The following is a 14,379-nucleotide window of genomic DNA, read 5'->3' as shown; positions in this document are numbered from 1 at the left end:
TTCATGGCAAACACATTAACTTGGCAAAGCGCGGTTGATAATCTTTTGGGGATGAAGGCAGAAATTTGGCAAGCGTTTTGGGAAACACTGATTATGGTGGGTATCTCAACGGTTGCGTCAGTCATCTTTGGTACATTGCTCGGCGTTGCGCTATTTTTGACCAGTAAAAATCAGCTCGCCGACAACAAATCGCTGTATGCAGGACTTGGCAACTTTACCAATATTATGCGTGCTTTTCCGTTTGTGATTTTGATGATTGTGATTATTCCTGTCACTCGCCTCATTGTCGGTACCACCATTGGTCCAATCGCGGCATCGCTTGCCTTGAGTGTCGCCGGTATCTTCTACTTTGCTAGGCTCGTTGAGCAAAATCTGCGTGATGTGCCAAAAGGTATCATCGAAGCGGCGTTATCAATGGGTGCAAGTACAGGGACGATTATTCGTAACGTGTTATTGGTCGAGTCACGCTCAAGTTTGATTTTAAGTATTACTACCTTGATGATTAGTTTACTCTCTTACAGTGCGGCAGCGGGTATGATTGGGGGTGGCGGTCTCGGTGATTTGGCGATTCGCTATGGTTATAACCGCTACCAAAATGACGTGATGATTTTTATGGTGATTTTATTGGTGGTGATGGTGATTATCATCCAATCAGTCGGTAATATTTTGGCCCACCGTCTGGATAAACGTTAATTTTAGCTGATGGCTGTTTAAAAAATTGTTATTGATGGTTTTTCTAGGAATTATGAAAAAATTTCATATCCATAGGTTAACTCTCAATAACATTTTTTTTATGAGTATGTTAAGGTAAGCTGATTGTTTTATCCGTTTATTTTTTCATTTTTGGAGGAAGGTATGAAATTAACGCATTTATCAAGCCACATCGCGCAGCTGCTAGCAACTGTAGGGGTTGCAGGGATTGCCCTAGTCGGTTGTAGCAAACCTGAAAGCAAAACCGAAACCACAGCACAAGCCAGCACTACCACAACTACAACCACGACTACCGCAAGCTCAACGACTACCACAACAGCGGCAAGCACAGGTATCGACCCGAACAAATCTGAAATTGTGATTGGTACTACCGTGGGCGACTTTGGTGACATGGTCAAAAACTCTGTCAAACCGCAGTTAGAAAAACAAGGTTATAAAGTCAGATTGGTTGAATTCTCTGACTATGTGCGCCCAAATAAAGCCTTAGCCGATGGCGATATTGATATCAACGTGTTCCAACACAAACCTTATCTCGACACCTTCAAAAAAGACAACAACCTAGATATCGTTGAAGCCTTCCAAGTGCCTACTGCACCGCTTGGCATCTACCCAGGGAAATTAAATGACCTAAAACAAGTCAAAGACGGTACCACCGTGGCTGCACCAAACGACCCAAGCAACTTTGCACGCGCGCTGGTGATGCTTAACGAACTGGGCTGGGTAAAACTTAAAGCCAATATCAACCCACTGACCGCATCAAAAAATGATATCGCAGAAAACCCAAAAAATATCAAATTGGTAGAGCTAGAAGCCGCACAATTACCACGTGCGCGTTCAGATGTTGACTTTGCAGTCATCAACGGTAACTATGCGACCAGCTCAGGTATCAAATTGACTGAAGCGCTGTTTCAAGAACCCAGCTATGCGTATGTCAACTGGTCAGCGATTCGCACCAAAGACAAAGACACACAATGGGTAAAAGACGTGACCAATGCGTATAATTCAGAAGAATTTAAACAATACGCCCACAAAACTTTCCCAGGTTATAAATACCCTGCTATCTGGGGTGAAAACCCTGCGACACCGGCAGCTGCCAGTGCAACCGCCTCTGCTGCCAAATAATGGGTAATTACTAGCATAAAAAAAGAAGCATTAAGCTTCTTTTTTTATGGTCAAATTTTATCAACAGAATGTTTTATGGTCAAAATGCGTTAATTGACTTTAAAACGCCTAAATTAACTAGAAATAATCTAAAAATAATAAAGCGCGTTATTCTGTGAATAGTTTATCTTCAATACTGCGACGCATTTTTTGCCCTGCTTTAAAGGTAACAACGCGGCGCGCTGTGACATGAACCATCTCGCCAGTCTTTGGGTTGCGACCTGGACGTTGGCTTTTATCTTTGATTTCAAAGTTACCAAAACCCGATAGCTTGACTTGGTGACCTTTGGTCAACGTCTCTGACAACTCTGAAAAAAAATTCTCCACAAATGCGCGGCTGTCTTGGCGCGTCATGCCCAAATTTTCCATCAAATGATTGATCATTTCTAATTTGGTTAAGGTTTTGCCTTCAACTTGCATATTCATTATCATACCCACCCTACTAAATGTTCCTATTCTAGCGATTCTAGCAAATACAGTCGATAGTTATTTTTACTTTAAAATCAAAGAAAAACATTGTATCGACTGTCATAATTTGCTAGTACAAGATTACACCCGTAGCGTTGCGTGATACTGCTCATGTAGCGCAGCGATAACAGCTTCCATTTGCGCATTGATACGCTCGTCAGAAAGCGTGGCTTCGATGTCTTGCCACACCAGTGCAAAAGCAAGCGATTGTTGGTTTTCAGGCAAGTTACTGCCGGCATATACATCAAACAACCACACCTCTTTTAATAGCTCGCCCCCGACTTGTTTGATAGTGTCTCGCATTGATTGCACCGCAATCGACTTGTCTACCACCACGGCGATATCACGGCGTACTTGAGGGAATTTACTTGGCGTCATGATGGTCAATGCCTGCTGGTGCATGTCAATCACTGCCTGTAAATTCAGCTGCGCCACCCAAGTGGTCGGCAAATCCAAGGCTTTGGCAATCTGTGGGTGCAACTGACCCAACCAGCCAATCACCTTGCCTTGATAGTGTACATCGGCACTCTGACCGGGGTGTAAAAACGGCTGCTTGCTACGTTGATAACTGATAGCAGACTGGGCAAACCGTGGAAAAACCGATTCGACGTCATTTTTTAGGTCGTAAAAATCCATCACACGGCTGTCATGATGCTGCTCTGGATGAGTGCTGCCAACTGCCACCATCGCCAAGGTCTCAACTTGGTTTAAGCTTGCGATATCACTGCCATCAAAACGCAGACCCGTCTCAAACAGACGCACGCGGTTTTGTTGACGGTTTAAGTTATATTGCACACAAGGCAACAGACTAGACAGCAGGGTACGACGCATGACCGCTAAGTCACTTGAGATTGGATTGGCAAGGGCGAGTGGTGCAGCAAAATGCGCCCCATCAAACAAAGCTTCGACTTTGGCATCACTAAAACTAAAACTCACCGCTTCAAAATAACCTTGATTGACCAAGCTCATTTTTAAGTTATGCAGATCATTTTGGCGTTTATTGTCAAACAAGTTACTGGTAAACGCAGGCAGTTTGTTGGCAATATTGTTATAGCCATAAATGCGGGCGATTTCTTCAATCAAATCTTCGGGTAAGGCGATATCAAAACGATGGCTCGGCGGCGTGGCAACCAGATTTTCGCCCTGTAACTCGGTGCTGATTTGTAGACTCTCTAAAATCTCAATGGCTTTGTCGGTGGCGATATCCGCGCCTAACAATTTATTGATACTGACAATCGGTAGCGTCACTGGCATACGTTTTGGCAGTTCAGCGGTGTTTTCAGCTAGCGTGATTTGACCGACCCTAACCTCACTTGAGCCATTGCCAAATGTCGCTAATAGATTGACCGCGCGGTCGAGTGCCAATTTTGGCAATTCAAAATCGACACCCCGCTCAAAACGCTGTGACGCATCGGTATGCAAGCCAAAACGGCGTGCTTTACCTGCAATCGCCAATTGTTTAAAAAATGCACTTTCGATTACCACTCGGGTCGTGCTATCGGTCACTGCGGTGCGAAGTCCACCCATAATCCCTGCTAAAGCAATGACACCTTGTTCATCGGCAATCACCAGTTCATCACCTTGTAAGGTAATGGTTTGCTCATTTAATAGCTCAAGGGTTTCGCCTTGTTGCGCATGGCGCACAATGATTGCGCCCACCAACTTATCGGCATCAAACGCATGCAGCGGCTGACCGAGCTCAAGTAAGACGTAATTGGTGACATCCACCAGTAAATTACGTGGCTTGACGCCTGAGGCATTCAGGGCTTGTTTCATCCAATCAGGTGATGGCGTGGTGCCTGTCAGTCCACTGACCACTTGCGCGTAATAACGCGGGCAGTCTGTGGTCTCTACGCTAACCGCTTGGCTGTCGTTGTCGGTCACAGCTGCGGTGATATTATCAAAGGGTAGTTGAAATGTTAAATCATTGAGCACGGCAAGCTCACGCGCGATACCGCGCACACTAAAACAATCCCCCCGATTTGGGGTAATTGAAATATCTAGCACATGATTGTCTAAGCCAAGATACGCTCGGATATCCATGCCAATAGGTGCATCATTTGGCAAAATTAACAAGCCATCAACACCATCGTCACAGTCAATCTCACTACCACCGCACAGCATACCATGCGATTCTACGCCGCGCAGTTTGCCTTTTTTAATGTTAAAGGGTTCATCCCCTTGTGCAGGTGGCAGTTTGGCGCCTACCAGTGCCACAGGTACACGCACGCCAGCGGCCACATTGGGCGCACCGCAAACGATTTGTAGCGGTGCTTCGCTATGCTCACCGACATTCACTTTGGCAACGCGCAGTTTATCAGCATCGGGGTGTTGGGTGACGTCAATCACTTCACCGACCACCACACCACTAAAGTCTTTGGCGACTTTATCCAAGCTATCAAGCTCTAAGCCTGCCATCGTCAGTTGTTCGCCAATTTGCTCAGCGCTTAAGTTTGGGTTTGCCCATTGGCGTAACCAGTTTTCGCTAATTTTCATTGTTTTCCCCTAAGCAAACTGCTTTAAAAATCTGACATCATTTTGATAGAACAAGCGTAAATCATTCAAGCCGTAGTACAACATGGCAAAGCGCTCAATCCCCATCCCAAATGCAAAGCCTTGGTACTTGGTCGGGTCAATACCGCTATCGGACAATACCTTTGGATGCACCATACCGCAGCCCATCACTTCTAGCCACTTGCCATTTTCGGCAAGGATATCCACTTCTGCAGACGGCTCAGTAAATGGAAAATACGATGGACGAAAACGCACCGTGAGTTTGCGACCAAAAAACGCCTGCAAAAACTCATGAATCAAGCCTTTTAGCTCAGCAAAATTGGTGGATTCGCTGACATACAAACCCTCAAGCTGATGAAACATCGGTGAGTGAGTTTGGTCGCTATCGTTGCGATACACACGTCCTGGACAGATGATACGAATCGGCAGGTTGCCTTTTTCCATCGTGCGAATCTGCACCGAACTGGTATGGGTACGTAGCACATAATTGGCATTAAAATAAAATGTATCGTGCATGGCGCGCGCTGGGTGATGGCTTGGAATATTTAGCGCTTCAAAGTTGTAGTAGTCGCTCTCAACTTCAGGACCTGTTGCGACTTCAAAACCTGCTTGACGGAAAAACCCTTGCATACGCTCAGCGGTCATGGTGACAGGGTGCAAATTACCCGCTTGTTGTCCACGTGCTGGCAGTGTGATGTCAATGGATTCGCTGGCAAGCTTGGCAGCCAAAGCTTTAGCTTCTAAATCGCTTTGCGCTTGTTGTAGGCTGTCATTGATTTGGGTACGTACTTGATGCAGCATACCGCCGATGGTCTTTTTGCCGTCGGCATCGAGTCCGCCTAGCTGTTTCGACCAAGTGGTCAAATGGCTTTTTTTGCCCGTTAAAGTCACGCGAATGTTTTGTAGGTCTTGGGGGTTTTGTGCGGTGCTAATTAAGGCTTTGGCATCTTGAAAAAATTGGGAAAATTGGTCTTGGGTGATATCGGTTAAATTTTCAGAATATTGGATAAGTTTGTCAGTCGTTATTTCTGTCATGAGCGTTGCAATCTTGGTTATCAATAGTGATAGGCATTTTAACTAAAATATGGCGATAAAAAAAGCCATTAAGCTTGCACTTAATGGCTTTTTGAAAAATCGCTTTAAAACAAATTAAGCAGCCAGTGCTTGTTTTGCTTTTTCTGCCAATGCCGTAAAACCTTGCGCATCATGCATAGCGATGTCTGCTAATACACGGCGGTCGATTTCGATGCTAGCTTTTTTCAGACCGTTAATCATACGGCTGTAGCTTAAGCCATTTAAGCGCGCACCCGCGTTGATACGTGCAATCCATAAACGACGGAATGAACGTTTTTTGTTACGACGGTCACGATACGCATATTGACCTGCTTTGGTAACTGCTTGTACAGCAACACGGAAAACACGAGAACGCGCACCGTAATAACCTTTTGCACGAGCCAATACTTTTTTATGACGGCGATTTGCCTGTACACCACGTTTTACACGAGCCATAATTTACTCCTAAAGTTTTGTAATATCAGTTGATTGGGTGCCTATAAATTATAGGTAAGGACACATACGGTAAACACGTTTCTCATCAGACACGTGTACCAATTTGCATCCACGTAATTGACGGATACGCTTAGGAGATTTTTTGGTCAAAATGTGGCGTTTGAATGCTTGTTTGCGTTTGATACCGTTACCAGTTTTTTTGAAACGCTTGGCAGCACCACGGCGAGTTTTTAATTTCATGATAGCCTCTTGTTCGTTTTTGACAAGGATTAAACATCTTTATCAAGTGAAGTTAACCTGTTTGTCAAAAAATCCTCATCACACTGGATTTTTTGCCTTGAGGTGGGAGGCGGTATTTTATCAAAAACCATTGGTGAATGCACGCTATTGTTATCACTAATTTTTCTTTGACATCCATTTTATTGATGCTACTTTAATATTTCTCTACTATAATAGATAAATTATTATTAAGGGCTGTTTGTAGAATTTTTAAAAAATAAATTATATCAATTACTTAGCATAAAGACTTGGTAAATCTATCACGAGATTACATTAATTAAGTTAACAACTTAATTTATAAAAACTGAGGATAAATTAGCTAAAAGTGATAAGCAAGCCCTATTTTGGACACAATTTGCGTTAGTTTGTTTGACCTTAAGGTATTTATCGGGCTCTTAAGTTTCTGAAAAGTTTAATGTGTAATACTCTTTCATCTTTATCAACATCATGAGGTTAGAATTCTTGTCAGCTTTAAACAAAAATATTGAAGTTGCCCATTTCGTGTTTGAGACCGTCATGCGCGTGCGCAATACCGAAATTGGATTAGCACAACATTTAACGGTTGAAAATTTGGTGGCATTGCTTACCGAAGCCCGTTTTCGTTTTTTATATTCAAAAGGCATTAAAGAGGTTAATGCTGAGTACCAAGGCTTGGTCATTAATCATATCGAGACCCAAATCCTTGATCGGGCACGGGCGCGTGAAGAACTGTTATTTGAAGTCGGCGTGCAGCATTTAACCGATTTGGGTGGTGATTTTGTGTTTAAAGTCTCGCGGATGTTTGATGGGTCATTGGTGGCGTATGCCAAAATGGGCTTTGCGGCGTATGACTATCGTCAAAGCCAAGAAATCGCGTTATCAGCTACCATCAAAGAAGCCTTAGATGTGAAACCCTTTGAGATTTAGGGCTTGATGAATTATGATAAATGCCCGCATCGTTTGATGGGTGCTTTTTTTTGGCTAAGGCTTGCATAGTATGATACAGGGCGTGAATATGGATTGGCTAGATACACTAAAATTTGATGACAATGGGCTTATTCCTGCAGTCGCTCAAGATTTTCATACAGGGCGCATTTTGATGATGGCATGGATGAATCGCGAGTCATTACGCCTGACTGCTGAAAAAATGCAAGCAGTGTATTGGTCACGCTCTCGCGGTAAATTATGGCATAAAGGCGAAAGCTCGGGGCATTTTCAGCAAGTCCATGAAATCCGTCTAGATTGCGATGCTGATGTGATTGTGTTGTCAGTCACCCAAGTGGGGGGGATTGCTTGCCACACGGGTCGGCAGTCTTGTTTTTATCGTCTGCTTGCCGATGACCACGGACAGCTACAATGGCAAATCACTGATGCGGTCATCAAAGACCCTGATGCGATTTATGGTGACAACGCTAAACCGACTCATGAACACTCGCTGCTTGCAAGCAATGCGACACAAACCGCTACGACGTCAGCGGATATTTTAACCGCGTTAGATGAAGTATTGATTGGGCGTAAAGATGCCAATCCTGATAGCTCATACGTGGCAAGCTTATACCATAAAGGTATCAATAAAATCTTAGAAAAAGTCGGTGAAGAAGCCACCGAAGCCATTATCGCTGCCAAAGATATCAACATTGCCAACGATACTCCCTATGAGGCCGTCGCCGATGACACCGCAGTGAAAGATTTGGTGTATGAAATTGCTGATGTTTGGTTTCATACAATGGTCACATTGGCATGGTTTAATATACCGTCTTGGGCTGTCACCAATGAATTGGCAAGACGTTTTGGCTTATCGGGTATCGACGAAAAAGCCGCACGTCAAATCTCTTAAGTAATAGCCCTTAAGTGAGCGCCCTTAAGTAAACGCCACTAAACAGTCGATAATTCCTGAGTATTGCTGGCTAAAATTGCGAAAAATTCGCCGTGTTTCACACAGTTTTTTGCACAGTTATGTCAACGCAATGGTTATGTGTTACACTGCAATTTCATATTGTCCTCACCCCTATTGTCAAGGTTAATCAAAGGATATTCTCATGGGTAGTTTCTCAATCACACATTGGTTAATTTTACTGGTTGTTGTTGTGGTCATTTTTGGCACTTCAAAACTGAAAAATGCCGGTAAAGATTTGGGTGGTGCCGTTAAAGGCTTTAAAGATGCGGTCAAAGATGAAAACGAACAGCATCTGAACAAAAACCGTGTCCTTGAACACGAAAAAGCTGAGCTCAATACCACGCAGACCCAACAAGATAAACATAACGTTTAAACCCTAGTCGTTACTTTTTCTTTGGTTTTTTAATCCCTAACTACCACGGTTGTTATGTTTGATATAGGTTTCTCTGAACTACTGTTATTTGGGGCGATTGCACTGATTGTGCTAGGCCCTGAAAAACTCCCCCAAGCGGCGCGCACTGCAGGTCAGTGGTATGCCAAATTCCGCCGTACGGTTGCAACGCTGCAGTCAGAAATTGAAGCTGAGCTTGACCTTGCCGAAACGCGCAAGCAAATGCAGCTTGAGCTGGAAAAAATCCGCCAAGCTGAAGTTGATATGAAGCGCGAGATGGAAGCGCTTCGCAGCAGTGTGAGCGAATTACAGCAACATGGCAAAGTGCCTTCGATGCAAGCTCACAATACCCAATCGGCTGATACAACCCCTAATCTTGGTCATGATACTAACGCAGTTAGACTACCCACTGAACCACTCAGTCATGAATCACCCAGTCATGAACCAACCAATCATTTAGCTGAGCCAACAACAGATACCACCGCGCTTTTACCAGACAAGCCACTAGATAATTCACTAGACAAGCCATCTGACGAGTCTTATCTGGTAGAAACCAAAGCAGACGATTATTTGCTGAGTCTAGAGGCTGATGCCGAAGCCGATGCAGTGGCTAAAGACTTACATAAAGCCCTATTCGCTGCCACTGAGCCAATGTATTATCGTTGGTTTTTGCTCAGTGATTATGACCGTGTTAGACGTCTTCCCAATCCGCCGTTTTTACCCAATTATCAAGCCGATCCTCTACTGCACCAATTGCCAAGTTTGGGTGGAGTTGCCCAGTGACCAAGCTTATCAAAACCAAAAAAACGCCCGAACAATTAGCCATTGAACAAGCTAAAGATAATAAACCATCGCAAGACAACACTTTGGTAGATATGCCCATTACTGAACATTTGATTGAACTGCGCCGTCATTTGATTCACGGTTTTGCGGCGGTTTTGGTGATTTTTTTGGCATTGGCGGGCTTTTCGCGGGAAATCTACGATATTTTTTCCGCCCCGTTAACGGCGTTGTTGCCAGTCAATTCTTCTATGATTGCAACCGATATCACCTCGTCATTTTTGGCACCGATTAAATTGACGCTGTATCTGGCTGTTATCTTGGCGATGCCGTATATTTTATACCAGATTTGGTCGTTTATCGCTCCAGGGCTATATAAGCATGAAAAACGTATCGCCCTACCCGTGCTGTTGTCATCGGTGATATTGTTTTATCTGGGGATTGCGTTTGCCTATTATGTCGTGCTCAAAAGCGTGCTGGCTTTTTTTATCAAATTCTCCCCCGACAACGTGCTACCGATGACCGATATCGAAAGCTATCTAAATTTTGTGCTCAAGCTGTTTTTAGTGTTTGGGGCAACCTTTGAGATTCCTGTGTTGACGCTGCTACTGGTGTTGGCTGGGGTAGTGACGGTGGATAGCTTGGCGCAAAAACGCCGTTACATCATCGTGGGTTGTTTTGGTATTGCCGCATTGGTGACACCGCCAGATGGCTTGTCGATGGTGATGCTAGCTATCCCGATGTGGTTATTGTTTGAACTGGGTCTAATTATGGCACGGGTATTGGTTAAAGAAAAAGCGTTATTACAGAAAGACCGCTAATCTGGCTGGATAAAGCTAAAGCCTAGTCAACCTCTCATTCATCCCCACTTAGTAAATAAAGGCTAGTAAATAAAGGTTTAGTAAATACAGGTTGAGTAAATAAAGGAAACTGAGCAAAACTTGCCAAATTTTGCTAAAATAGCTCACTTTTCTGTTAGCAATGGCCTTATGTCAAACCCCAGCGTTATCCTTAACCCACCCCCTGTCCACAGCCCGACCCAACGCCCAACGGGGGAGCAGCAGCAGGCTGTCGATATGGCACTCACACGCCAGTCGTTTAAGGTGGTAGCGTATGCAGGCGCAGGCAAAACCACCACGCTTAACCTGATTGGCAATCAGCTACGTGGTCGCGGGATTTATTTGGCATTTAACAAAGCGATTGCTGCAGAAGCGCAGCGTAAATTCCCCCACCATGTCGACTGTCGCACTTTTCACTCATTGGCATTTCGTCATACCGCTCGCGATATCACCGCAAAGCTGCAACTACCGCGTTTTTCACCCAGTCGCCTTGCCTCAGATTTGGGGTTGACACCTGTGCAAGTCAAACGCCAAATTGAAGGCAAAAGCCAGTTTGTGACCTTAACGCCAGAGCGACAAGCACGATTTGTGTCTGATGCGGTGAGCACGTTTTGTAGTACCCATGCCAGTTACCCCGCGCCGCGCCATTTGCAGTTTCCTGATTGGTTGGTTGCCAGTGAAGCTGAGCAGCTGCGCGATACCTTATACCCGTATGTAGAGCGGCGCTGGCAACAGTCGATTGACCCGCGCCACCCTGCGGGGATTGGGCATGATATTTATCTTAAACTCTGGGCGCTATCCAAACCGGTGATTCCTGCGGATTTTATCTTATTTGATGAAGCGCAAGACGCTGACCCCTTGATGATGGGGATTTTGTCCAATCAGCCCAACCAAGTTATCTATGTGGGTGACGCGCATCAGCAAATTTATGAATGGCGCGGCGCTGTCAATGCCATGAAGCGCCTGCCGCTACCACAAACCTTGCTTACCCAATCGTTTCGATTTGGTGACCAAATTGCCGATGTGGCGAATGGGTTCTTAAAAGCGCTACAAGAAGAGGTGCCACTGCGCGGCAATCCTGCGATGGCGTCTACCTTAGGCAAAAGTATGGTGCATGGTCAAAAAGATGCCATTCTTTGCCGTACCAACGCCAGTGCGATGGTCAATCTGTTATCTGGGCTTAAAATGGGACATAAAGTTGCGCTACAAGCCGATACAGAGCGTTTGCTCAAATTTAGCCAATCTGCCGAACGACTAAAAAAAGGACAAGCGGCATATGGTGTACCTGAGCTTGCCTACTTTAATAATTGGCGCGACGTGCAGGATTATAGCGAGACGAGCGAAGGCAGCGATTTAAAAACTCTCGTCAAACTGGTCGATGAACATGGCACCGAAACGCTAAACCAAGCAATCAACAGCTTGACCACACTGGATAAAGCCGACTATATCATCTCTACCGCGCATAAAGCCAAAGGGTTGGAATGGTCACGGGTGCAAATTGACAATGATTTTTATTATGATGTGACTTCTCAGGCGGTAAAAATCTCCCCCGAAGAGTTGCGACTGCTGTATGTTGCCTGTACGCGCGCCAAGGTAAATTTGGATATTTTTAATATTCAAGATTTGATTCACGGACTCAAAGATAAAAAGGTGATTTATGGCTAGTCACTTATCGCAGTTTAGCCCAGATTTTACCCAGCCGCAAATCGTCCTTGCGCCGATGGAAGGACTAACCGACCCATTGATGCGGGATATTTTAACCAGTATCGGACATTACGACTGGGCGGTGAGTGAGTTTATTCGCGTCACCCAGCACGTCCTACCCGCGCATGTGTTTTACAAATTTGTACCCGAACTTTTGCATGAGGATAGTATAAAAGGCAAAACCATTCACGGCACGCCAGTACATGTGCAGTTATTGGGCAGTGAGCCCGACTTGATGGCAGGTAATGCTGTCAAAGCGGTTGAGCTTGGTGCGTTAGCCATTGATATTAACTTTGGTTGCCCCGCTAAAACTGTCAATAGTCACCGCGGTGGCTCGGTGTTGCTCACCGAACCTGAAACCTTGTATCAAATCATCCATGCAGTACGCCAAGCCGTGCCATCGGATACGCCTGTATCAGCAAAAATCCGACTCGGCTATGAAGATACCTCACTAACCCAAGAAATCGGCGATGCGGTGCAATCAGCTAATGCCAGTTGGCTGACTATCCATGCCCGTACCAAAACCCAAGGCTATAAACCCCCTGCCTATTGGGAGTTAATCGCGCCCCTAACACAGCGGTTAAGATTACCGATTATTGCTAATGGCGAAATTTGGCAGGCTGAACAAGCCATGCGTTGCCGTAATCAAGCCAACACCCCACATATCATGCTCGGACGTGGTGCGGTCACTCGACCTGACTTGGTCAATCAAATCAAAGCAATGGATAAAGGTGACAGGGTAAAAAACATGGCTTGGCAAGCGCTACTCAAGCTACAAATTGCGTTTTTGCAAGGACATGCCCGTAGCGATAATATGCTGGTGGGACGTTACAAACAGTGGCTTGGCATGTTGACCCAAGGCTATGAAGAAGCCAGCGAGCTTTGGCAAACAGTCAAAAAACAAAAACAGCTTGAGACCATTGTTGCGATGTTGCAAGCACAATCCCAAGCTGGCGATTGCTAGTAGCAAATTAGCTCAATCGTATCGCTAAATAAAATAACATTAGCGGACAAGCTAGGCTAAGCGACCAAATAATTGAGCGAAAAGTTGCCCAATTGGCAATATACGCCAACCCATAAATAATCCGTAATATCACATACAACCACGCCAACTGGGTCACCACTGACAGCGGTACAAAAAATAGCAACGCCACAATCACCGCTGCCAAGAATACCGGCAAGGTTTCATAGCTATTTTGCTGCGCGGCATTGGCACGCGCTGCCGCGCCCGTTTGTTTACCCAAAAACTCTCGCGGATTGGCATTGTCTTTGCTTTTAAATCCGCCAAAGACCTTTGCCAATATCGCGAACACCAAGGGCAATAAACTGGCAACCATCATTGCCAGCACCACACTGCTATTGGTGGCAGGGACAGCACTTAAGTAGGAAAACATGCCGTTATTCCCTACCCTTTAACCGTTTCATTAGTGATTTCATCAGAGGTTTCATCAATGATTTCATAGTCATGGGTGATTTTGACACCGCCATTTTCTAGCATACGACTGGCTGAGCAGTATTTTTCTGCCGATAATTCGATGGCTTTTTTAACCTGCGCTTCTTTGATGGCGCTGCCTTTAACCACAAAATGCAAATGAATATCAGTAAATACCGCAGGAATCGTGTCGGCACGCTTAGCCGATAGCTGACACTCAACGTCGCTCACCGCTTGACGGGCTTTTTGCAGGATACTGACCACATCATAACTGGCACAGCCGCCAAGCCCCATCAAAACCATTTCCATGGGTTTTGCACCCAATTTTTCCGTTGAATCCATGATAATTTTATTGCCATTTTCAGTCACGGCTTCAAAATTAATGTTTTCGTTTTTTAACCAATTTACCGTTGCTTTCATACTATCCCCAGATGTTTTAATTTTTGAAAAAATATTTTGTATAAAATCAAGCGATATTATGCGCTTTTTATGTCCGTGAAACAATTTATAGCAAATAAACATTACACTTTTGACATAAAAACTGGTTTAATAGTGGGTAATAAAGGCAGTGATTACATTGTCCATGTTTTTTAGCAATAATAATAAAATAAGCGTCTGTTGGTATGAGATGGGTTTATTCCCGATGATTTGATTGACCAAAACTTTAATAATGGTCTGCAAGGATGTGTGTAAACCTTGCGACCCAAAAAACTTG

General features: G+C 44.7%; 16 protein-coding genes. 9 read left to right on the top strand and 7 right to left on the bottom strand.

All coding sequences use genetic code 11. The annotated features are described in order from the left end of the window. Window positions 1-3 precede the first annotated feature (3 nt). Both RTJ53_RS08975 and RTJ53_RS08970 read left to right on the top strand, forming a co-directional pair. Window positions 4-693, top strand: coding sequence for a methionine ABC transporter permease (locus tag RTJ53_RS08975; RefSeq protein WP_007115396.1), 690 nt, complete (start codon window positions 4-6; stop codon window positions 691-693). A 162-nt stretch (window positions 694-855) separates the two neighbouring features. Next, complete coding sequence (locus RTJ53_RS08970) at window positions 856-1,833, top strand: MetQ/NlpA family ABC transporter substrate-binding protein (protein ID WP_312276666.1); 978 nt, start codon at window positions 856-858, stop codon at window positions 1,831-1,833. A 147-nt stretch (window positions 1,834-1,980) separates the two neighbouring features. On the opposite strand, the gene RTJ53_RS08965 is transcribed toward RTJ53_RS08970, so the two are convergent. From RTJ53_RS08965 to rpmI, 5 genes are all read right to left on the bottom strand, one after another. Beyond that, entirely contained in the window at window positions 1,981-2,298 is a 318-nt protein-coding gene (locus RTJ53_RS08965) for an integration host factor subunit alpha (RefSeq protein ID WP_007117206.1), read from the bottom strand. A gap of 123 nt (window positions 2,299-2,421) precedes the next feature. Further along, the gene (gene pheT, locus RTJ53_RS08960) at window positions 2,422-4,836 is read right to left on the bottom strand and encodes a phenylalanine--tRNA ligase subunit beta (RefSeq protein ID WP_312276665.1); all 2,415 of its coding nucleotides are present in this window, start codon (window positions 4,834-4,836) and stop codon (window positions 2,422-2,424) included. A 9-nt stretch (window positions 4,837-4,845) separates the two neighbouring features. Beyond that, window positions 4,846-5,889: a phenylalanine--tRNA ligase subunit alpha gene (gene pheS, locus RTJ53_RS08955; protein ID WP_312276664.1), complete on the bottom strand. Its 1,044-nt coding sequence runs from the start codon at window positions 5,887-5,889 to the stop codon at window positions 4,846-4,848. A gap of 114 nt (window positions 5,890-6,003) precedes the next feature. Further along, window positions 6,004-6,363: a 50S ribosomal protein L20 gene (gene rplT / locus RTJ53_RS08950; RefSeq protein WP_007117209.1), complete on the bottom strand. Its 360-nt coding sequence runs from the start codon at window positions 6,361-6,363 to the stop codon at window positions 6,004-6,006. A 48-nt stretch (window positions 6,364-6,411) separates the two neighbouring features. Next, window positions 6,412-6,606, bottom strand: a complete 195-nt coding sequence (rpmI, locus tag RTJ53_RS08945; RefSeq protein ID WP_036604595.1) for a 50S ribosomal protein L35 — start codon at window positions 6,604-6,606, stop codon at window positions 6,412-6,414. Window positions 6,607-7,104: 498 nt separating this feature from the next. Here rpmI and RTJ53_RS08940 point away from each other — a divergent pair, with 498 nt between their 5' ends. The 7 genes from RTJ53_RS08940 to RTJ53_RS08910 all read left to right on the top strand — a co-directional run bounded on the left by RTJ53_RS08940 (window position 7,105) and on the right by RTJ53_RS08910 (window position 13,196). Continuing rightward, window positions 7,105-7,548: an acyl-CoA thioesterase gene (locus RTJ53_RS08940; RefSeq protein ID WP_312276663.1), complete on the top strand. Its 444-nt coding sequence runs from the start codon at window positions 7,105-7,107 to the stop codon at window positions 7,546-7,548. 88 nt (window positions 7,549-7,636) lie between these two features. Next, window positions 7,637-8,458, top strand: coding sequence for a bifunctional phosphoribosyl-AMP cyclohydrolase/phosphoribosyl-ATP diphosphatase HisIE (gene hisIE, locus RTJ53_RS08935; protein WP_312276662.1), 822 nt, complete (start codon window positions 7,637-7,639; stop codon window positions 8,456-8,458). Between the two features lie 202 nt (window positions 8,459-8,660). Then, window positions 8,661-8,891, top strand: coding sequence for a Sec-independent protein translocase subunit TatA (tatA, locus tag RTJ53_RS08930; protein ID WP_007117213.1), 231 nt, complete (start codon window positions 8,661-8,663; stop codon window positions 8,889-8,891). A gap of 54 nt (window positions 8,892-8,945) precedes the next feature. Beyond that, the gene (gene tatB, locus RTJ53_RS08925; protein WP_312276661.1) at window positions 8,946-9,692 is read left to right on the top strand and encodes a Sec-independent protein translocase protein TatB; all 747 of its coding nucleotides are present in this window, start codon (window positions 8,946-8,948) and stop codon (window positions 9,690-9,692) included. A 92-nt stretch (window positions 9,693-9,784) separates the two neighbouring features. Next, a complete protein-coding gene (tatC, locus tag RTJ53_RS08920) occupies window positions 9,785-10,510 on the top strand; it encodes a twin-arginine translocase subunit TatC (RefSeq protein ID WP_312276717.1) in 726 nt (241 codons plus the stop codon). A 168-nt stretch (window positions 10,511-10,678) separates the two neighbouring features. After that, window positions 10,679-12,193, top strand: coding sequence for a UvrD-helicase domain-containing protein (locus RTJ53_RS08915; RefSeq protein WP_312276660.1), 1,515 nt, complete (start codon window positions 10,679-10,681; stop codon window positions 12,191-12,193). Continuing rightward, on the top strand, window positions 12,186-13,196 hold the full coding sequence (locus tag RTJ53_RS08910; protein ID WP_312276659.1) for a tRNA dihydrouridine synthase: 1,011 nt from the start codon (window positions 12,186-12,188) through the stop codon (window positions 13,194-13,196). The genes RTJ53_RS08915 and RTJ53_RS08910 overlap by 8 nt, the downstream gene beginning before the upstream one ends. A 7-nt stretch (window positions 13,197-13,203) precedes the next feature. Here RTJ53_RS08910 and RTJ53_RS08905 read toward each other — a convergent pair whose 3' ends face one another. Further along, complete coding sequence (locus RTJ53_RS08905; protein WP_076775040.1) at window positions 13,204-13,626, bottom strand: MAPEG family protein; 423 nt, start codon at window positions 13,624-13,626, stop codon at window positions 13,204-13,206. Between the two features lie 11 nt (window positions 13,627-13,637). Further along, window positions 13,638-14,084 carry an OsmC family protein gene (locus tag RTJ53_RS08900; RefSeq protein ID WP_312276658.1) on the bottom strand — a complete coding sequence of 149 codons (447 nt, stop codon included), beginning with the start codon at window positions 14,082-14,084 and terminating at the stop codon, window positions 13,638-13,640. Window positions 14,085-14,379: the final 295 nt, after the last annotated feature.

Source organism: Moraxella sp. CTOTU46711, assembly GCF_031975715.1.
Taxonomy (GTDB): Bacteria; Pseudomonadota; Gammaproteobacteria; order Pseudomonadales; family Moraxellaceae; genus Faucicola.
This window is presented reverse-complemented; position numbering and strand designations above follow the sequence as displayed.

Coding starts and splice junctions, on each gene's coding strand:
- RTJ53_RS08975 (WP_007115396.1), top strand. CDS start 4: ATGGCAAACACATTAACTTGGCAAAGCGCGGTTGATAATCTTTTGGGG.
- RTJ53_RS08970 (WP_312276666.1), top strand. CDS start 856: ATGAAATTAACGCATTTATCAAGCCACATCGCGCAGCTGCTAGCAACT.
- RTJ53_RS08965 (WP_007117206.1), bottom strand. CDS start 2,298: ATGAATATGCAAGTTGAAGGCAAAACCTTAACCAAATTAGAAATGATC.
- pheT (WP_312276665.1), bottom strand. CDS start 4,836: ATGAAAATTAGCGAAAACTGGTTACGCCAATGGGCAAACCCAAACTTA.
- pheS (WP_312276664.1), bottom strand. CDS start 5,889: ATGACAGAAATAACGACTGACAAACTTATCCAATATTCTGAAAATTTA.
- rplT (WP_007117209.1), bottom strand. CDS start 6,363: ATGGCTCGTGTAAAACGTGGTGTACAGGCAAATCGCCGTCATAAAAAA.
- hisIE (WP_312276662.1), top strand. CDS start 7,637: ATGGATTGGCTAGATACACTAAAATTTGATGACAATGGGCTTATTCCT.
- tatA (WP_007117213.1), top strand. CDS start 8,661: ATGGGTAGTTTCTCAATCACACATTGGTTAATTTTACTGGTTGTTGTT.
- tatB (WP_312276661.1), top strand. CDS start 8,946: ATGTTTGATATAGGTTTCTCTGAACTACTGTTATTTGGGGCGATTGCA.
- tatC (WP_312276717.1), top strand. CDS start 9,785: ATGCCCATTACTGAACATTTGATTGAACTGCGCCGTCATTTGATTCAC.
- RTJ53_RS08915 (WP_312276660.1), top strand. CDS start 10,679: ATGTCAAACCCCAGCGTTATCCTTAACCCACCCCCTGTCCACAGCCCG.
- RTJ53_RS08910 (WP_312276659.1), top strand. CDS start 12,186: ATGGCTAGTCACTTATCGCAGTTTAGCCCAGATTTTACCCAGCCGCAA.
- RTJ53_RS08905 (WP_076775040.1), bottom strand. CDS start 13,626: ATGTTTTCCTACTTAAGTGCTGTCCCTGCCACCAATAGCAGTGTGGTG.
- RTJ53_RS08900 (WP_312276658.1), bottom strand. CDS start 14,084: ATGAAAGCAACGGTAAATTGGTTAAAAAACGAAAACATTAATTTTGAA.